The sequence below is a fragment of the Duganella sp. P38 genome, from assembly GCF_050859475.1.
Taxonomy (GTDB): domain Bacteria; phylum Pseudomonadota; class Gammaproteobacteria; order Burkholderiales; family Burkholderiaceae_D; genus Rugamonas.
In genome coordinates, this window is sequence record NZ_CP193936.1 from 4,806,337 (window position 1) to 4,823,988 (window position 17,652).

15 protein-coding genes and 2 pseudogenes are annotated in these 17,652 nt (G+C 65.3%); 10 read left to right on the forward strand and 7 right to left on the reverse strand.

Features of this window, described 5'->3' with window-relative positions:
- The first annotated feature begins 44 nt into the window (after positions 1 to 44).
- From ACRQ5J_RS22380 to ACRQ5J_RS22390, 3 genes are all read left to right on the forward strand, one after another.
- The gene (locus ACRQ5J_RS22380; protein WP_432379914.1) at positions 45 to 740 is read left to right on the forward strand and encodes a GntR family transcriptional regulator; all 696 of its coding nucleotides are present in this window, start codon (positions 45 to 47) and stop codon (positions 738 to 740) included.
- Positions 741 to 835: 95 nt separating this feature from the next.
- The gene (mutS, locus tag ACRQ5J_RS22385; RefSeq protein ID WP_432379916.1) at positions 836 to 3,514 is read left to right on the forward strand and encodes a DNA mismatch repair protein MutS; all 2,679 of its coding nucleotides are present in this window, start codon (positions 836 to 838) and stop codon (positions 3,512 to 3,514) included.
- Positions 3,511 to 4,494: a hypothetical protein gene (locus ACRQ5J_RS22390; protein ID WP_432379917.1), complete on the forward strand. Its 984-nt coding sequence runs from the start codon at positions 3,511 to 3,513 to the stop codon at positions 4,492 to 4,494. The genes mutS and ACRQ5J_RS22390 overlap by 4 nt, the downstream gene beginning before the upstream one ends.
- Positions 4,495 to 4,621: 127 nt before the next feature.
- Here the strand turns inward: ACRQ5J_RS22390 and ACRQ5J_RS22395 are convergent, their stop codons facing one another.
- On the reverse strand, positions 4,622 to 5,167 hold the full coding sequence (locus ACRQ5J_RS22395) for an FKBP-type peptidyl-prolyl cis-trans isomerase (protein ID WP_432379919.1): 546 nt from the start codon (positions 5,165 to 5,167) through the stop codon (positions 4,622 to 4,624).
- A gap of 194 nt (positions 5,168 to 5,361) precedes the next feature.
- On the opposite strand from ACRQ5J_RS22395, the gene ACRQ5J_RS22400 reads away from it, so the two are divergent.
- The 7 genes and pseudogenes from ACRQ5J_RS22400 to ACRQ5J_RS22430 all read left to right on the forward strand — a co-directional run bounded on the left by ACRQ5J_RS22400 (position 5,362) and on the right by ACRQ5J_RS22430 (position 11,552).
- A complete protein-coding gene (locus ACRQ5J_RS22400) occupies positions 5,362 to 5,916 on the forward strand; it encodes a carboxymuconolactone decarboxylase family protein (protein ID WP_432379921.1) in 555 nt (184 codons plus the stop codon).
- A gap of 2 nt (positions 5,917 to 5,918) precedes the next feature.
- Entirely contained in the window at positions 5,919 to 6,989 is a 1,071-nt protein-coding gene (locus tag ACRQ5J_RS22405) for an acyl-CoA dehydrogenase family protein (protein WP_432379923.1), read from the forward strand.
- On the forward strand, positions 6,986 to 7,840 hold the full coding sequence (locus tag ACRQ5J_RS22410; protein WP_432379925.1) for an ABC transporter ATP-binding protein: 855 nt from the start codon (positions 6,986 to 6,988) through the stop codon (positions 7,838 to 7,840). The genes ACRQ5J_RS22405 and ACRQ5J_RS22410 overlap by 4 nt, the downstream gene beginning before the upstream one ends.
- A pseudogene (locus tag ACRQ5J_RS22415) lies at positions 7,837 to 9,065 on the forward strand (ABC transporter substrate-binding protein). Before ACRQ5J_RS22410 ends, ACRQ5J_RS22415 begins: the two are co-directional and overlap by 4 nt.
- Positions 9,065 to 9,820: an ABC transporter permease gene (locus ACRQ5J_RS22420; RefSeq protein ID WP_432379927.1), complete on the forward strand. Its 756-nt coding sequence runs from the start codon at positions 9,065 to 9,067 to the stop codon at positions 9,818 to 9,820. Before ACRQ5J_RS22415 ends, ACRQ5J_RS22420 begins: the two are co-directional and overlap by 1 nt.
- A 120-nt stretch (positions 9,821 to 9,940) precedes the next feature.
- Positions 9,941 to 11,060: pseudogene (locus tag ACRQ5J_RS22425) on the forward strand (JmjC domain-containing protein).
- 105 nt (positions 11,061 to 11,165) lie between these two features.
- Complete coding sequence (locus tag ACRQ5J_RS22430) at positions 11,166 to 11,552, forward strand: hypothetical protein (protein ID WP_432379929.1); 387 nt, start codon at positions 11,166 to 11,168, stop codon at positions 11,550 to 11,552.
- Between the two features lie 711 nt (positions 11,553 to 12,263).
- On the opposite strand, the gene bamC is transcribed toward ACRQ5J_RS22430, so the two are convergent.
- From bamC to ACRQ5J_RS22460, 6 genes are all read right to left on the reverse strand, one after another.
- Positions 12,264 to 13,457 (reverse strand): outer membrane protein assembly factor BamC, encoded by a 1,194-nt coding sequence (gene bamC / locus ACRQ5J_RS22435; RefSeq protein ID WP_432379931.1) that lies wholly within the window; start codon positions 13,455 to 13,457, stop codon positions 12,264 to 12,266.
- Positions 13,458 to 13,537: 80 nt separating this feature from the next.
- Complete coding sequence (gene dapA, locus ACRQ5J_RS22440; protein ID WP_432379933.1) at positions 13,538 to 14,413, reverse strand: 4-hydroxy-tetrahydrodipicolinate synthase; 876 nt, start codon at positions 14,411 to 14,413, stop codon at positions 13,538 to 13,540.
- Positions 14,414 to 14,497: 84 nt separating this feature from the next.
- A complete protein-coding gene (locus ACRQ5J_RS22445; protein WP_432379934.1) occupies positions 14,498 to 15,046 on the reverse strand; it encodes a class I SAM-dependent methyltransferase in 549 nt (182 codons plus the stop codon).
- A gap of 15 nt (positions 15,047 to 15,061) precedes the next feature.
- The gene (locus tag ACRQ5J_RS22450; protein WP_432379935.1) at positions 15,062 to 16,264 is read right to left on the reverse strand and encodes a tryptophan--tRNA ligase; all 1,203 of its coding nucleotides are present in this window, start codon (positions 16,262 to 16,264) and stop codon (positions 15,062 to 15,064) included.
- A gap of 7 nt (positions 16,265 to 16,271) precedes the next feature.
- Positions 16,272 to 16,946 (reverse strand): site-2 protease family protein, encoded by a 675-nt coding sequence (locus tag ACRQ5J_RS22455; protein WP_432379937.1) that lies wholly within the window; start codon positions 16,944 to 16,946, stop codon positions 16,272 to 16,274.
- An 81-nt stretch (positions 16,947 to 17,027) separates the two neighbouring features.
- The gene (locus ACRQ5J_RS22460; protein ID WP_432379939.1) at positions 17,028 to 17,651 is read right to left on the reverse strand and encodes an L-threonylcarbamoyladenylate synthase; all 624 of its coding nucleotides are present in this window, start codon (positions 17,649 to 17,651) and stop codon (positions 17,028 to 17,030) included.
- Position 17,652: the final 1 nt, after the last annotated feature.

A 17,652-nucleotide genomic window follows, 5' to 3' on the forward strand; every position in this document is an offset into this window, starting at 1 on the left:
GCTAATATATCAACACCGATTGACTCTTCGCGCGGCCCCGTTAAATGCAACTCGACAGCCTGCTTGGCACGTTCAAACTGGACCGCTCGCGGAACGCCACGATCCAGGTTTATGAGCGTTTGCGCGAGTTGATCGTGAGCTCCGTGCTGGAGCCGGGCACCATCCTGCAACGCAGCCAGCTGGTGGAGTATTTCACGCTGTCGCAGACGCCGATCCGCGACGCGCTGACCCGGCTCGACGACGAGCGTCTGGTTGAAATCTTCCCGCAGCATCAGACCCGCGTGCGCGGCATCGATCTCGATTCCGCGCGCCAGGCCCACTTCGCGCGCCTGTCGATCGAGCTGGAAATCGTCCACACGCTGGCCGCCAAGCCCAACAAGGAAATGGAAAAAGCGCTGCTGGTGTTCACCGGCCAGCAGCGCGTCTGCCTCAAGGCCGGCGACCTCGAAGGCTTTAACGCCGCCGACCAGGCCTTCCACAAAAAGATGTACGCCGAGGCCGGCGTGCCCGACCTGTGGGCCGCGGTGCGCAACCTCAGCGGCAACCTCGACCGCCTGCGCCGCCTGCACCTGCCGTTGAACAACAAGGCCAATTCCATTCTCACGCAGCACAACGACATCGCCAAAGCCATCGGCGCCGGCGACCGCGCGGCTGCGCAGGACGCCGTGCGCGCGCACCTGTCCGGCACGCTGTCGCAGCTGGAGCTGCTGCGCGACAAATTCCCGAGTTACGTCCAGTAGCTTGGCTGACGGCCAGCTTCTGCGCGTTTTCACTGTAGCGCGGCCGAAAGCGGTAAAATGACGGGTTAATTATTGCACCATACTTCTCAGAAACAATGACCACCGTCCCGAACGAAATCAACGCCGCCGCAGTCAAGAACAGCCCTGCCGAAAAGCTCACGCCGATGATGCAGCAATACCTGGCGATAAAAAATCAGCACCCGGACATGCTGGTGTTCTACCGCATGGGCGATTTCTACGAGCTGTTCTTCGAGGACGCGGAGAAAGCGTCGCGCGTGCTCGGCATTACGCTGACGGCACGCGGTTCGTCGGGCGGCCAGCCGATCAAGATGGCCGGCGTGCCGTTCCACTCGCTGGAAGGCTATCTGGCCAAGCTGGTCAAGATCGGCGAGTCCTGCGCCATCTGCGAGCAGATCGGCGATCCGGCTACCAGCAAGGGCCCGGTCGAGCGCAAGGTGATGCGCGTGGTCACGCCGGGCACCTTGACCGACGCCGACCTGCTGCCGGAAAAATCGGAACGCCCGCTGCTTGCGCTGGCCGTCATCAGCCAGCGCAAGGTGGCCACCGCCGGCCTGGCGTGGTTGTCGCTGGCCAGCGGCGCGCTGCGCCTGATGGAGTTCTCGGGCGATGCGCACACCGTCAACACCCGCATCCAGCAGGAGCTGGAGCGCATTTCGCCGGCCGAGATCCTGCGCGGCGATAACGGCGAGCTGTTCGAGGAATACACGGCGTGCCACGTCAACCGCGTGCCGGAATGGCACTTCGACGTGGTCAGCGGCCACAAGGCGCTGCTCGACCAGCTGGCCGTGTCGACGCTGACCGGCTTCGGCGCCGACGGCCTGGGCGCCGCCTTCGGCGCGGCCGGCGCGCTGCTGCGCTACGCGCAGTCGACGCAAGGGCGCGGCCTGCAGCACGTGCGCACGCTGACCACCGAAACCGAAAATGAATTCATCGGCCTCGATGCGGCCACCCGCCGCAACCTGGAGCTGACCGAAACCATCCGCGGCCAGGAATCGCCGACGCTGTTCTCGCTGCTGGACCACTGCCGCACCGCCATGGGTTCGCGCCTGCTGCGCCACTGGCTGCACCACGCGCGCCGCGACCAGAACCTGGCGCGCTCGCGCCACCAGGCCATCGCCGCGCTGGCGCAGGCCGATGCCACCGGCTCGCTGTCGCACACGCTGGCGCAGGTGCCGGACATCGAACGCATCACCACCCGCATCGCGCTGCTGTCGGCGCGCCCGCGCGACCTGGCCTCGCTGCGCGACGGCCTGACGCAGTTGCCGGCGCTGCGCCACGGCATGCAGCGCACGCTGACCGACGCCAACGGCCTGCTGGCCGCGATCCACGCCGACCTGGCCACGCCGGAAGCCTGTCTCGACCTGCTGCAGCGCGCGGTGATGCCGGAACCGGCGGTGATGGTGCGCGACGGCGGCGTCATCGCGCGCGGCTTCGACGCCGAGCTGGACGAGCTGCGCGGCCTGTCGGAAAACGCCGGCCAGTACCTGGTGGACCTGGAGGCGCGCGAGCGCGCCCGCACCGGCATCGCCAACCTGCGCGTCGAGTACAACAAGGTGCACGGCTTCTACATCGAAGTCACCAACGGCCAGGCCACCAAGGTGCCGGACGACTACCGCCGCCGCCAGACCCTGAAGAACTGCGAGCGTTACATCACGCCTGAGCTGAAGGCCTTTGAAGACAAGGCGCTGTCGGCGCAGGACCGCGCGCTGGCGCGCGAGAAGATGCTGTACGAGCAGCTGCTGGGCGATCTGGCGCCGTTCATCGGCGCCCTGCAAACCATCGCCCGCGCGCTGGCGCAACTGGACACGCTGACCGCCCTCACCGACCACGCGCTGCGCCACAACTGGTGCGCGCCGGAGCTGGTGGCCACGCCGTGCATCAACATCAAGGAAGGCCGCCATCCGGTGGTGGAGAACCAGATCGAGCGCTTCATCGCCAACGATTGCCGCTTCGTCGACGAACGCCGCCTGCTGCTGATTACCGGCCCTAACATGGGCGGTAAATCGACCTTCATGCGCCAGGTGGCGCTGATTACGCTGCTGGCCTACATGGGCAGCTACGTGCCGGCGCAAAGCGCCGTCATCGGCCCGATCGACCGCATCTTCACCCGCATCGGCGCCACCGACGACCTGGCTGGCGGTCGCTCAACCTTCATGGTGGAGATGACCGAGGCCGCCGCCATTCTCAACGGCGCCACCGAACACTCGCTGGTGCTGATGGACGAAATCGGCCGCGGCACCTCGACCTTCGACGGCCTGGCGCTGGCCTGGGCCATCGCGCGCCACCTGATCGAGACAAGCCGCAGCTTCTCGCTGTTTGCCACCCACTACTTCGAACTGACGCAACTGCCGGAGAGCCATCCGACCGCCAGCAACGTCCACCTGTCGGCGGTGGAGCACAAGGACACCATCGTGTTCCTGCACGCGGTGCAGGACGGCCCAGCTTCGCAGAGCTACGGCTTGCAGGTGGCGCAGCTGGCCGGCGTGCCGCAGCCGGTAATCAAGGCCGCGCGCAAGCACCTGGCGCGGCTGGAAGCGCAGGCGCTCGACGCCACGCCGCAGCTGGACCTGTTCGCCGCGCCGTCGGTGGACGCCAACGACGAGGAAGTCGACACCGCGCCTGCCACCGCCAGCCCGGCGATGCGCGAGCTGCTGGAGGCGCTGGACGATCTCGATCCGGACGCGCTGACGCCGCGCGAGGCGCTGGAGCGCCTGTACCAGCTGAAGCGCCTGACAGAGTCGGCGCAGGCATGATGCGCACGGCGCGCCCTCGCCGCGTGTTGCTGGCCGCCGCTTTGGCGCTGGCAGCGGCGGGCGCGCACGCCGCGCCGCCGATTACGCCGATGGCGCCGGCCACGCCGCCGCAAAAGCCGTTCGCGTTCGGCGTCATCGGCCATCCATTGCAGCACGGGCGCGACGAGGCGGTGCTCAAGCGCGCCCTCGTCGAAGCGTCGCAGAACTATCCCGCCTTCGTGGTCGCCACCGGCATCAAGGCCGCCAGCGAACCTTGCAGCGACAAGCTGTATGCCCAGCGCCGCGCGCTGCTGAACGAATCCTCCGGGCCGATGGTGGTGTCGCTGGCCGGCAGCGACTGGAGCGCCTGCCTCAATTCCGCCGGCCGCTCCAACGCCATCGAACGCCTGAACCGCCTGCGCGAGCTGTTTTACGCCGACAGCGAATCGCTCGGCGTGCGCCGCATTCAGGTGACGCGCCTGTCGTCCACCGCCAAGTTCCGCAGCTACGCCGAGAACGCGCACTGGGAAGTCAACAAAGTGCTGTTCGCCACCATCAATCTGCCGGCCAACAACAACCACTATCGCCCGGAAGCGGGCCGCAACAGCGAGTACGAAGACCGGCTGGTGGCCAACCGCGCCTGGCTGCATCGGCTGTTCGCGCTGGCGGAGCGGCAGAAAATGGCGGGACTGGTGCTGTTCTCGGACGGCGATCCGGGCGTGACGGCGGAGGAAAGCTTCTCGCTGCTGCCTTCGTTCCAGAGCAAGCAGGATGGCTTTGCCGAAGTGCGCAAACAAATCCGCACCATGGCGGCCAAGTACAAGGGAAAGGTGCTGCTGATCGATGCGCAAGCGGGAGCGCAGAATGGAGAACCGGCCATTCAATGGCGCGGCAATGTGGGACACGTGAACATGGCCGCCGATTGGGCCGAAGTCCGCGTGACGCCCGGCGCCGCCGCCCTGTTCTCGATCAAGGGCGGCAGCGCCGAGCACGCGCCGTAGCGCTATCCCCGGCCCTGACGTCATTCCCGCGCAGGCGGGAATCCACTTCACAGTGTCCGTGGCACGCGGCCGGTGCGCAGCAGCGGCCACTCACCATGGGTACCCGCCTGCGCGGGTACGACAGCTTTTAGTGAATCGGGTGGATGGCGACGTGATCGCCCTCTTCGCCTTCGTCGTCCTCGTCACCGTGGTGGTGGCCGTGGGCGCCGTGCACGTGGCCGTGGGCGATTTCTTCATCGGTGGCTTCGCGCACGTCGGCAACGTTCAGCGAGAAGCGCAGCGCCATGCCGGCCAGCGGGTGATTGCCGTCCAGAACCACCTTGTCGTCAGCGATGTCGGTCACGGTGAAGATCATCGCTTCTTCCGCGCCGCCTTCGCCGTCCGGCATGCCTTCGAACTGCATGCCCACTTCCAGCGGCTCAGGCAGACGGTTGCGCTCTTCCACCTTCACCAGCGAGGCGTCGTAATCACCGAACGCGTCTTCCGGTTCGATCTGGATGATGGACGAGTAGCCAACTTCCTTGCCGTCCAGCTCTTCCTCGATTTTCGGCAGGGTGTTCTCGTAGCCGCCGTGCAGGTAGACCATCGGCTGGCGGCCGTCTTCGATCAGATTGTCCTGGGCATCGGACAGTTTGTAATTCACAGTCACGACTGTATTCTTGGCAATCTTCATGTTGTGCATCCTTTCAATGATTAGCCCACGATTATACCTTGGATCGCAAACGGGCCTCGCGCGCGCGTCCGTCATAAGGTTATGTGGATTCCGTTCTGACAGCCGCTAGCCATGCGTCTTACAATCGCTAAACTGTCGATTTTCGCCGAGACTGATAATATGTCGACATCATTTCAGAAAAAGTTGAATAGATCATGCCCCGCCTAACTGTACACACCCTCGATACGGCGCCCGAAGACAGCCGTCCCTTCGTCGAAAAGGCGATCGCCAACAACGGCTACCTGCCGAACCTGATCGGCGTTCTGGCCAACGCGCCGGTGGCGCTCGAAACCTACCTGACTGTCTCCGGCATCAACTCGCGCGCCAGCCTGTCGCTGGCCGAGCGCGAAGTGGTGCAGATCACCAGCGCGCGCCTGCACGGCTGCGACTTCTGTGTGGCCGGCCATACCGCCATCTGGCTGCGCAAGGCCGGCCAATCGGTGGAGGCGGTGCGCGCCCTGCATGCGGGCCAGCCGACCGGCGACGCCCGGCTGGACGCCGTTGCCGTCTTTACCGCCGCCGTCATCGCCCGCCGTGGCGCGGTCGACGACGCCGACCTGCAAGCCTTCATCGAAGCCGGCTACAACCAGCAGCAGGCGCTGGAAGTGGTGCTGGGCGTCAGCCTGGCCACGCTGTGCAACTTCGCCAACAGCTTAGCTGACACGCCGGTCAATCCGCAATTGCAAGCGTTCCTGCCGGGAGCCGTATAACGATGGCGGCGCTGCACGAATGGCTGGCGCAGAACGCCGATACACTCGATCAGACCGAATCGCTCAACGATGCGGTGCTGCCGGCGCTGGCCGCCCACGGCTGCTTCCGCGCCGGCGTGCCGCTGGCGCTCGGCGGCGCGCCTGGCGCCCATAACGATGTGCGCGACGCCATTCTGGGCATCGCCGAAGTGGCGCGCCACTCGGTGACGGCGGCCTTTGTCTACTGGGGGCAGCGCAGCTTTATCGAGTACCTGCTGCAAAGCCAGAACAGCGCGCTGCGCGACCGCCTGCTGCCGTCGCTGCTGGATGGCACGCTGGCCGGCGCCACCGGCTTGTCGAATGCGATGAAGTTCTTGTCCGGCATGGAGCCGCTGTCGGTCCACGCCACCGCCGATGGCGATGGCTGGGTCCTGAACGGCAAGCTGGCATGGATTACCAACCTGCGTCCGCAGCGCTTTGTCGCGGCGGCGGCGGTGGCGCCGGTCGATGGCGCGACGCCGCTGGTGGCGATGTTTTGCAGCGGCGACGCTGGCGTGCAGCGCAGCGGCAACCTGCAACTGATCGCGCTGCGCGGCAGCCATACCGCCGCCGTGCAGCTGGAGAACGTGGCGGCGCCCGCCGACTACATCATCGCGCCGCAGGCGCCGGAGTGGCTGGCGCGCGTGCGTCCGGCCTTCCTTGGCATGCAGTGCGGGATGTCGCTTGGTTTGGCGGCGGCGGCGCTGGACAAGGCCGCGGCGGTGGCGGCCAATGGCCGTGGGCAGCTAAGCGAGAGCATCGCCGATGCGCAGCGCGAGCTGGACGCCCTCACGCGGCAACTGCTGGACGGCGTGGCCGACGGCCGCTTCGTCACGGCTGCGCCGCAGATGTTCAAGCTGCGCATCGCCATTGCGGACGTGGTGCAGCAGGCGGTTACGCTGGAGCTGCAAGCCAAGGGCGGACACGCCTATCTGATGCAGGAGGAAGACGGCTTCGCGCGGCGCCTGCGCGAATCGGCTTTCATCCCGGTCATCACGCCGAGCATCACGCAACTGCAAGCGGCGCTGGCCAAGCACGCCGCCGCCACGCAATGACCGACGTGACCGCCGGCCACGCGGCTAACGCAGGCGCGGCCGGGAAGGCGCCCGCTGCGGCAGGTGATGGCTGGGCGCTGCGCGCCGAGCGGCTGTCGTTTGCCTATGCCGGCGCGGCGAGCACTTTCGAAAACATCACGCTCGGCGTGCGCCCGCGCGAGATCGTCGCGCTGCTGGGCGGCAGCGGCTGCGGCAAGTCGACGTTGCTGCGCGTGCTGGCCGGCCTGCAGCCGCCGAGCGCCGGCGCGGTCCACTTCCTTGGCGCGCCGCTGACCGAACCGAGTCCGCGCAGCGCGCTGGTATTCCAGCAAGCCAGCCTGCTGCCATGGCTGAACGTCACGGCCAACGTCGGCTTCGGCCTGGACTTCGCGCGCCAGCCGACAATCTCCCGCGCCGAACACGCACAGCGCGTGCAGGACGCTATCGCTGCCGTTGGCCTCTCCGGCAGCGAGAAGCGCTACCCGGCCGCGCTGTCCGGCGGCATGGCGCAACGCGTGGCGCTGGCCCGCGCACTGGCGCGCCAGCCGGAACTGCTGTTCGCCGACGAACCCTTCTCCGCGCTGGACGCCATCACCCGCGCCGAAATGCAAACCCTGCTGGTCGACGTGGTGCACCGCTGGCACACGGCCGCGCTGCTGGTCACGCACGATATCGACGAGGCGCTGCTGGTGGCCGACCGCATCGTGCTGATGGGCGGCCGTCCCGGCGCCATCATGCGTGAATGGCAGGTGGAGCTGCCCCGCCCGCGCCTGGCCGACAGCGATGCCCTCAGCCGGCTGCGTCTCGACATCCTGGCCGCCCTGCAGGGCGTGCGCGGCAACGCATCAACCACAATAGAAAGCACACCATGACCAAGCCACCCCACATCTGCGTCTCCTCCGATTGCGATTGCGGCATGAGCCGCCGCGATTTCCTGCGCGTGTCCGCGTTGGGCACCGCCAGCGTGGCGGCGCCGCTGCTGTTCGCCGGCGACGCCATGGCGCAGCAAGGTCCGAAGGGCGACGACCAGCCGGTCAAGATCGGCTACCTGCCGATCACCGACGCCACGCCGCTGCTGGTGGCGCATGGCCGCAAGCTGTTCGAGGCCGAAGGCCTGCAAGCGGAGACGCCGCGCCTGTTCCGCAGTTGGGCGCAGATCATCGAAGCGTTTGTCTCCGGCCAGGTCAACGTGATTCACCTGCTGTCGCCGGCCACCATGTCGGTACGCTACGGCGCCAGGTTCCCGGCCAAGGTAGTGGCGTGGAACCACGTCAACGGCTCCGGCCTGACCGTCGCCAGGGACATCAACAAGGTCGCCGACCTCGCTGGCAAGACCGTAGCGATTCCGTTCTGGTACTCGATCCACAACGTGCTGCTGCAGCAGATCCTGGCCAAGAACGGCTTGTCGGTGGTGAGCAAGGGCCGCGAGGGCAATATCGGTCCGAAGGAAGTCAACCTGGTAGTGCTGGCGCCGGCCGAGATGGTGTCCGCGCTGGCCAGCAAATCGATCGCCGGCTTCATCGTCGCCGAGCCGTTCAACGCGCTGGCCGAAACCACCGGCGTCGGCAAGATCCTGCGCTTCTCCGGCGACGTCTGGAAGAACCACGCCTGCTGCGTCACCTTCCTGTCGGAGCGCGACATCAGCACCCGCCCGGAATGGGCGCAGCGCGTCACCAACGCCATCGTCAAGGCGCAGCTATGGACCCGCTCCAACCAGCTTGACACCGCGCGCCTGCTGTCGAACGGCGACAGCCACAAATACACGCCGCACGCGCTGCAAGTGCTGTCGAAAGTACTGACCGTGACCGACTACGCCGATTACGAAAAGAGCGGCGTCATCGCGCACAAGGACTGGAACCAGCGCCGCATCGACTTCCAGCCCTACCCGTTCGCCTCGTACACCGAGCAGATGGTGCGCGCGCTGCAAAAGTGCGCGTGGAAGGCGATACCGGCTTCCTGCAAAAACTCGATCCGGCCTTCGTCGCCAGGGATCTGGTGGACGACCGCTTCGTGCGCAAGGCAATCACCGCCGTCGGCGGTCCGCAAGCCTTCGGCCTGCCGGCCAATCTGCTGCGCACCGAGACGCTGGCGATCTGATGGCGCTTCGTCGTTTTGGCCTGCCGCTGCTGGGCTTTGCGGCGGCGCTGCTGTTGTGGCAAGCCGGCGTCACCGCGCTGGAGAAGGACACGCCGATCGCCGCCGCCTTCGCGCCGCTGGAGGCCGGACGGGCGCTGGTGCAGATGCTGCAAGGGCCGGATATCTGGCGCGATATCGGCCTCAGCCTGCGCCGCGTTGGCTACGGCCTGCTGGCGGCGGCGCTGATCGGCATTCCGCTCGGTGTGCTGGTCGGCAGTTCGAAGCGCTTCGCGGCGGCCGCGATGCCGCTGTTCCAGCTGCTGCGCATGGTGTCGCCGCTGTCGTGGATGCCGCTGGCGGTGATGACGCTGGGCGTCGGCGACGCGCCGGTGTACTTCCTGCTGGCGTTTGCGGCCGTGTGGCCGATCCTGCTCAACACCGCCACCGGCGTGGCGCGGCTCGATCCGAACTGGCTGTTGCTGGCGCGCAGCCTGTCGGCCACGCGCGCCGAGACGGTGCTGCGCGTGGTGCTGCCGGGGATTACCGCCGATATCCTGACCGGGGTGCGGCTGGCGATCGGCATCATCTGGATTGTGCTGGTGCCGGCCGAGATGCTTGGCGTGTCGGCGGGACTCGGTTATTTCATCCTCGATGCGCGCGACCGGCTGGCCTACAATGAGCTGATGGCGGCGATCGTGCTGATTGGCGTGCTCGGCTTCGCGCTCGACTGGCTGGCGCGCGCCGCCCACGCCCGCTGGCTGCACACCGGCCGCTAAGCCGTCGTCCCCGCGCAGGCGGGGACCCATGGGGCGCGTGCAGGCAGGCGTTCCATGGGTTCCCGCCTGCGCGGGAACGACGTAGGGGTGGGTTTCCGGCGCGCCGGTTTATAATGCGGTATGAACAAATTACCCCTCCTCGGCGACATCACGCCAGCGCAGTTCCTGCGCGAATACTGGCATAAAAAGCCACTCCTGATCCGCAACGCCATCCCCGGCTTCAAGCCGCTGCTGAGCCTTGACGCCCTGGCCAAGCTGGCCTCCACCAACCACGCCGAATCGCGCCTGGTCACCGGCTTCGACGGCGAATGGTCGCTGCAACACGGCCCGCTGGAATCGCTGCCGCCGCGCGACAAAAAGAATGGACCATGCTGGTGCAAGGCGTCAACCTGTTCGACGCCAAGGCCGACGCGCTGCTGCGCCAGTTCCGCTTCCTGCCGGACGCCCGCCTCGACGACCTGATGATCAGCTTCGCCACCGATGGCGGCGGCGTCGGTCCGCACTTCGATTCCTACGACGTGTTCCTGCTGCAGGCGCAAGGCCAGCGCCGCTGGCGCATCGGCAGGCAGAAAGACCTGACGCTGATCGAGGGCCTGCCGCTGAAGATACTGGCCAACTTCGAGCCGGACGAGGAATTCGTGCTGAACCCGGGCGACATGCTGTACCTGCCGCCGCAATACGCGCACGATGGCATCGCCATCGGCGACTGCCAGACCTACTCGATCGGCTTCCGCCTGCCATCCTACCAGGAACTGGGCGAAGGCTTCCTGCAATTCATGGCCGACTCGATCGACCTGCCGGGCCGCTACGAGGATCCGGACCTGAAAGCCACCGACAAGCCGGCCGAGATCCCGCGCCAGATGCTGACCGACCTGGCCGAGGAACTCAACAAGGTGCGCTTCACCGAGGAAGACATCACCATCTTCCTCGGCGAGTACCTGTCCGAGCCCAAGCACAATGTCTTCTTCACCGGCCCGGCCAAGCCGCTCACCGTCGGCAAGTTCGGCGAGGCCGTGATGAAAAAGGCCTGGTCTTGTCGCGCAAGACGCAGATGCTGTATCGCGGCAAAAACGTCTTCATCAACGGCGAATCGTTTGGCGTCGGCAAGGCCGACAAGGCGACGCTGGAAGCGCTGGCCAACAACCGCCGCCTGGAGCCGGAAGAGTTCGCCGCCGCGTCGGACGACGTGCTGGAAGCGCTATACACCTGGTACCAGGACGGCTGGGCCGAACTCGGTTAATCAAGCGGAGGCAAGATGGACAGGCAGGTCATTCCCTTCACCACGCGGGCGGAATTTCAGCAGCACCTGGCCACCTGCCTCGCGCGCGCCGAACACACGCTGCTGATGTTCGATCCGGACTTCAGCATCTGGCAGCTGGGCAGCAGCGCCAGCGACGCGCAATTGCGCCGCTTCTTCCAGGACGGCGGCCGGCTGCAACTGGCCGCGCACGACGGCAAGGCGGTCGAGCGCGACGCGCCGCGCTTGCTGCGGCTGCTCAACGATTACGGCCACCTGATCGAAGTACGCCGCACCGGCGCCCAGCTGCGGCAACTGACGGACTCCTTCTGCATCGCCGACCAGCGCCACATTGTGCGCCGTTTTCATGCCGATCATTTCCGTGGAGAAGCCGTTTTTAACGGCCCTCAAGACCTGCAAATCAGTTTGGAACGTTTTCTTACAATTTGGTTAGAATCCGCACCCGGTTTATACGCAAACTCAACAGGATTATGAGGTTTTTGGGAGTAAAATACTGGCAACACGGTAGTTATGCGGACAGGGTCGCAATGCGGTCCGAAACGAAATGTTGCGATATCGCAAAATAGTTGAGTGTTAGGCTTGTTGAACTATTGCGATGCACTAAAAATCGCTATAATATTCGGCTAGGAAGTTTCCGTTGTCTGGTAGGCACCTTTTAGGTACGAAAGCCTTCGAAGACGACCTAATTGAGCGATAATTACCGGTAATTATTAATCGCAACACTGTGTTTAATTTTTGAATTAACTAAGGAAAATCCATGAAAAAATCCCTGCTGATCGCCTCCCTGCTGGCTGTTGCTCTGGCTGCTTGCTCGAAAAAGAAGAGGCTCCTGCCGCTCCAGCTCCAGTAGCTGCTCCAGAAGCCGCTGCTCCAGCCCCAGCTGCTCCAGCTGCTGACGCTGCTGCTCCAGCCGCTGCTGCCGCTGCTTCGGAAGCCGCTTCGGCTGCTGCTGACGCTGCTGCTGCTGCTTCGCAAGCTGCTTCGGCCGCTGCTGCTCCAGCTGCTTCGAAGTAATATCAGCTTGAGAGAAAAAACCGGCCTTAGGCCGGTTTTTTCGTCCCGCGTTTTATCGACTAGAACCGGGATAAATAAAATGCCGGCTTGCGCCGGCATCTCTCGTCCATGCCGAGTCTGTATTTGACGCGGCCTATGGGTTCCCGCCTGCGCGGGAACGACAAACTGTATTTACTTCAGCTGTTCGTGCAGCAGCGTGATAATCTTCTCGCCGACCGGGCTGGTTTCAGCCGCGCCGGCATTGGTCAGCACCTTGACCACGCTGGTATTGCCCTCGGCCGCCTTGACCGAAATGCGATAACGCTGCGCTTCCTTATCCGCCTCGTCCGACGAACCCCAGCTAAACAGCTTGCTGAAGAAACCTTTCGATTCGGCCGTGTCGTTGATATAACGCACGAAGTAAATACCCTGGGTGCGGTCGCGGTCCTCGACGGTGAAACCGGCGCGGTCCAGCGCCAGGCCGACACGGCGCCAGGCGCGGTCGAAGCCCTCGTCCACCTGCACCGCGCGGTCGGCGCCGGCGCCCACCAGCGACGCATGCTGCGGCTGCACAATGGCGCCGTCGACCGCTTCCTTGGCTTGCGCCAGCTGCTCGCCGCCATTGCCCAGCTTGTTCATCAGGCGCGACAGGAATTCAGCCTCCAGGCCCGGATCGTTGGGACGGGCCATCCACTTGGTGCTTTCCTTCTCGGCGCCGACCGTCACTTCCTGCACGCCGCGATGGCTGATGTAGATTTCGCTGGAACCGTCGGCGCGGCGCTCGATGCGGGTGCGGAACTTGTCGCGCTCGCCGCTGGAATACACCGAGTCGAAGACCTTGCCGATGGTGTTGCGGATGAAGTCCTGCGGAATCTTGGCGCGGTTCTCGTTCCACTCGGTTTCCATGATGCCGGCGCCCGGCAGTTCCTGCGACAGCGTGAAGCCCGAATCTTCCCAGAACTGTTTCAGCTGCGGCCACAGCTGCTCCGGCGTCTGCTTGATCACCAGCCAGCGCTGGTTGCCGTCGCGCTCGACCTTGATATCGCTCAGCGAGGTTTGCGCCACGGTGCCGGCCGATGGCTGGCCCGGCACCACCGCCTGGTTCAGCGCGCCGGACTGCGCGGCTTTCGAGGCGTTGTAGCCGGAGGCGGTGGCGACACCGTTGTTCGAGTCCGGCAGCGAGTAGCGGTTATCTTTTTGCAGCTGGGTCAGGTCCGGCGGCACATCCAGCGTGCTGGCCTTCTTGGCGGAACGATAGTCCACCTTGTCATTGCCTACTACCGAGCTGATCATGCCGCAGCCGGTCAGGCTGGTCACAGTGGCTACCACGGCGCCGGCCACCAGGGCGCGCTGCGAGGAAATAAAAGCTGTCTTGCGAATAGTCATGTCGTTACTGTTTAAGAAGCTGGAGTGCAGCAAAATATGATCCGACCCAGGTCGGGGCTAGTTGCTCGATGCTACGGATATTACAGTACGCCGGCTTCTCGCAGGGCCGCGCGTACTGCCTCATGATAGCCATCGGCCAGTTGCACCAGCGGCAGGCGGATGCCGGACGGCATCTTGCCCATTTCCGCCAGCGCCCACTTGACCGGCACCGGATTCGGTTCGATGAACAGTTTCTGGTGCAGCGGGAAGACCTTGTTGTTGATCTCGACCGCCTTGGCGACGTCGCCGGCGATCGCCGCGCGGCAAAGGTCGGCCATGGCGCGCGGGGCGACGTTGGCGGTCACCGAGATATTGCCGGCGCCGCCGGCCAGCATCAGCGCCATCGCGGTCGGATCGTCGCCAGAGTAGACGGCGAACGATTTCGGCGCCAGGCGCAGCAGGTCGTAGCCGCGGCCGATGTTGCCGGTGGCGTCCTTGACGCCGACGATGTTCGGGATCGCGGCCAGGCGCAGGATGGTTTCGTTGCTCATGTCGGCCACGGTGCGGCCCGGCACGTTGTACAGGATCACCGGCAGGTCCACCGCCTCGGCGATGGCCTTGAAGTGCTGGTACATGCCTTCCTGGGTAGGACGGTTGTAGTAAGGAACCACTTGCAGCGTGGCGTCGGCGCCCGCTTCCTTGGCGTAGCGGGTCAGCTTGATCGCCTCGGCGGTCGAGTTGGCGCCGGCGCCGGCGATGATCGGGATGCGGCCCTTGGCGTGCGCCACCGTCGCCTTGATCAGCGCGCAGTGTTCCTCCACGCTGACGGTGGCCGATTCACCGGTGGTGCCGGCGATGACGATGCTGTCCGTACCTTCGGCGATGTGCCAGTCGATCAGCTTGTTCAAACCCTCGAAGTCCAGACTGCCGTCTGCGTGCATCGGGGTGACGATTGCTACGATGCTGCCCTTAATCATAGGAAACCACTGCAAAAAGTATTAAAACAACGATTGTAGTCGATAGGCCGCGCCCGTGGTGCATTCGGGCCGACAAATCGGCGCTCAAAATGGCGGTAACAGCGCCGCCTCGCGCGGAAATTCCGGCTTCACGGCGCATAGTCGTTGCACCATGGCAGCTTTTGGACTGTCGATGACGCCGTCCTCGAACGCCACCACCCGCAGGCCGTGCGCGGCGGCCAGCGCCAGCAGCTCGCCGGCCTGCAGCAGGAAGGCCGGATTCGACGGCTTGCCGAACTGTTCGTTGCCGGCCGCGAAGGTCTCGTAAATGAGTACGCCGTTTGGCGCCAGGCTGGCCAGCATGTCGCCAATTAGGGGACGATGCAGGTAGTTTGTGACCACGATGCCGGCAAAACGGTGCGGGCCGAAAGGCCAGGCGGCGCCCTGCTGTTCCAGGTCGATGGCGCTGGTGGTGATGCCGGGACCGCAGGCGGCCGCCAGCGCGGCCGGGTCGCGGTCGACCGCCACCACCTCGTGGCCCAGCGCCGCCATGTGGCGCGAGTGGCGGCCGCTGCCGCAAGCGAGGTCCAGCACGGCGCCGCCGGGGACCAGTGGTGCGTAACGGCGCACCCACGGAGAAATTTGATCGCTCATTTGTTTTACCTGCTTTTACGTATAAGCCAGGCCCATGGCCTCGCGCACATCGCGCATGGTGTCCAGCGCCAGCTTGCGCGCCACGTCGTTGCCGTCGGCAACGATGGCGCGCACCAGCGAGGGATCGTCCAGATAGGGCTGGGCGCGCTCGTGCATGGGTTCCTGTTCCCTGATGATGGCGTCGATCACCGGCTGCTTGCATTCGATGCAGCCGATGCCGGCCGACCGGCAACCCTTGACCACCCATTCCCGCGTCGGCAGGTCGGAATACACCTGGTGAAACTGCCATACCGGGCAGCGCTCCGGATCGCCGGCGTCGGTGCGACGCACGCGCGCCGGGTCGGTCGGCATGGTCTTGATCTTCTTGCCGACCGTGTCCTTGTCCTCGCGCAGCGCGATGAAGTTGCCGTAGCTCTTGGACATCTTGCGCCCGTCCAGGCCCGGCAAGCGCGACGCCGCAGTCAGCCGCACCTGCGGCTCGACCAGGATCAGCTTGCGGCTGCCTTCGAGGTAGCCGAACAGGCGCTCGCGGTCGCCCAGCGACAGGCTCTGGGCATCGTCCAGCATGGCCTTGGCCTGTTCCAGCGCCGCGTCCTTGCCGTGCTGCCGGTATTCGGTGCGCAGTTCGTTGTACAGCTTGGCGCGCTTGCTGCCCAGCTTTTTCACCGCCTCCTGCGCCTTCTCCTCGAACCCCTTTTCCTTGCCGTACAGGTGATTAAAACGGCGCGCAATCTCGCGCATCATTTCAATGTGCGGCACCTGGTCCTCGCCGACCGGCACCTGGCTGGCGCGGTAGATCAGCACGTCGGCGGCCTGCAGCAGCGGGTAGCCGAGGAAGCCATAGGTGGCCAGGTCTTTATTGGCCAGATTGTCGATCTGGTCCTTGTAGGTCGGCACCCGTTCGAGCCAGCCCAGCGGCGTGGCCATCGACAGCAGCAGGTGCAGTTCGGCGTGCTCGGGCACGCGCGACTGGATGAACAGCGTCGATTGCGATGGATCGACGCCGGCCGCCAGCCAGTCGACCAGCATGTCCCAGGTGCTGCGCTCGATGACGGTGGGGTCGTCGTAATGCGTGGTCAACGCGTGCCAGTCGGCCACGAAGAACAGGCATGGCAGCTCGGTCTGCATCTTGATCCAGTTCTTCAGCGCCCCATGGTAGTGCCCCAGGTGCAGGGCGCCGGTGGGACGCATGCCGGAGACGACGCGGTCGGGATACATGCGCGGTTCAGCTAAACAGCGCCATCAGCGGGTAGACCAGCAGGTGCCAGACGCTCTGCACCAGATGCATGCCGTTCACCAGGAAGCCGGTCAGCAAGCCGAACTGCAGCATCAGGATCAGGCCGATGAACACGAACAGGCCATAGCGCTCGATGCGCGCGTAAGGACGCGCCAGCGACAGCGGCAGGATGCCGGTGACGATGCGGCCGCCATCGAGCGGCGGAATCGGCAGCAGGTTGAACACGAACATGGCCGAGTTGACGCCGATGCCGGCGCGCGCCATCTGGATGAAGAAGTCGTGCTGGTCCATGGCGAACACATAGGTCAGGATCACCCACGCGATCATCCAGCCCAGGCCCATGGCAAAGTTGGCGCCCGGGCCGGCGGCGGCCACGAAGGCCATCTGCTTTTTCGGATTGCGCAGGTTGCCGTAGTCGACCGGCACCGGCTTGGCGTAGCCCAGCGGCGGCAGCGTGGCGATGGCCAGCAGCAGCGGCAGGATGATGGTGCCGAACAGGTCGATGTGCTTGAGCGGATTGGCGGTCAGGCGGCCCAGGTTAGCGGCGGTGGGATCGCCGAAATAGCGGGCGACATAACCATGCGCGGCTTCGTGCAGGGAAATTGCAAAAAGAACAGGAATGGCGTAGACCGTGGCGGTCTGAATAATGCTATCGATATCCATGGAGCGGGATTTTACCAGAGGCTGGTTTGCCTACTTGCGGCGCCGTCAAAGGCCGGCGCCCTCGCCTGAATGTGGGGAATGTCAGAGGCCGAAGGCGGCGGCGTCGCCGCGTCCCTGGCGCACCAGCACGGCCTCGTCGCCGGTCAGGTCGATCACCGTGGTCGGCTCCATGCTGCAGGCGCCGCCGTCGATAATCAGCTCCAGCTGCTTGCCGAGGCGTTCGCAGATGGTGTCGGCGTCGTTCAGCGGCTCGTCCTCGTCCGGCATGATCAGCGTCGACCCCAGCAGCGGCTGCTCCAGTTCGGCCAGCAGCGCGTTGATGATGGCGTCTTCCGGCACCCGCAGGCCGATGGTCTTGCGCGACGGATGGCTGAGACGGCGCGGCACGCACTTGGTCGCCTCAAGGATGAAGGTGAACGGCCCCGGCGTGGCCGCCTTCAGCAGGCGGAACTGGCGGTTGTCGACGCGGGCGTAGACGCCCAGCTCGCTCAAGTCGCGGCACAGCAGGGTCAGGTGGTGTTTCTCGTCGATGCCGCGGATGCGGCGCAGGCGCTCGACGGCGCCCTTGTCGTCCAGGTGGCACACCAGCGCGTAGCACGAATCGGTCGGCACGGCGACGATGCCGCCGCCGTGGATGATTTGCGCCGCCTGCTTGATCAGGCGCGCTTGCGGATTGACGGGATGTACCTGGAAAAATTGGCTCATG

What these genes read in the sequence shown, in the direction of transcription:
- ACRQ5J_RS22400 (WP_432379921.1), top strand. Translation starts at nt 5,362, where the DNA reads ATGCCCCGCCTAACTGTACACACCCTCGATACGGCGCCCGAAGACAGC.
- ACRQ5J_RS22450 (WP_432379935.1), bottom strand. Translation starts at nt 16,264, where the DNA reads ATGTATCCCGACCGCGTCGTCTCCGGCATGCGTCCCACCGGCGCCCTG.
- ACRQ5J_RS22410 (WP_432379925.1), top strand. Translation starts at nt 6,986, where the DNA reads ATGACCGACGTGACCGCCGGCCACGCGGCTAACGCAGGCGCGGCCGGG.
- mutS (WP_432379916.1), top strand. Translation starts at nt 836, where the DNA reads ATGACCACCGTCCCGAACGAAATCAACGCCGCCGCAGTCAAGAACAGC.
- ACRQ5J_RS22430 (WP_432379929.1), top strand. Translation starts at nt 11,166, where the DNA reads ATGTTCGATCCGGACTTCAGCATCTGGCAGCTGGGCAGCAGCGCCAGC.
- ACRQ5J_RS22420 (WP_432379927.1), top strand. Translation starts at nt 9,065, where the DNA reads ATGGCGCTTCGTCGTTTTGGCCTGCCGCTGCTGGGCTTTGCGGCGGCG.
- ACRQ5J_RS22395 (WP_432379919.1), bottom strand. Translation starts at nt 5,167, where the DNA reads ATGAAGATTGCCAAGAATACAGTCGTGACTGTGAATTACAAACTGTCC.
- dapA (WP_432379933.1), bottom strand. Translation starts at nt 14,413, where the DNA reads ATGATTAAGGGCAGCATCGTAGCAATCGTCACCCCGATGCACGCAGAC.
- ACRQ5J_RS22460 (WP_432379939.1), bottom strand. Translation starts at nt 17,651, where the DNA reads ATGAGCCAATTTTTCCAGGTACATCCCGTCAATCCGCAAGCGCGCCTG.
- ACRQ5J_RS22405 (WP_432379923.1), top strand. Translation starts at nt 5,919, where the DNA reads ATGGCGGCGCTGCACGAATGGCTGGCGCAGAACGCCGATACACTCGAT.
- ACRQ5J_RS22390 (WP_432379917.1), top strand. Translation starts at nt 3,511, where the DNA reads ATGATGCGCACGGCGCGCCCTCGCCGCGTGTTGCTGGCCGCCGCTTTG.
- bamC (WP_432379931.1), bottom strand. Translation starts at nt 13,457, where the DNA reads ATGACTATTCGCAAGACAGCTTTTATTTCCTCGCAGCGCGCCCTGGTG.
- ACRQ5J_RS22445 (WP_432379934.1), bottom strand. Translation starts at nt 15,046, where the DNA reads ATGAGCGATCAAATTTCTCCGTGGGTGCGCCGTTACGCACCACTGGTC.
- ACRQ5J_RS22455 (WP_432379937.1), bottom strand. Translation starts at nt 16,946, where the DNA reads ATGGATATCGATAGCATTATTCAGACCGCCACGGTCTACGCCATTCCT.
- ACRQ5J_RS22380 (WP_432379914.1), top strand. Translation starts at nt 45, where the DNA reads ATGCAACTCGACAGCCTGCTTGGCACGTTCAAACTGGACCGCTCGCGG.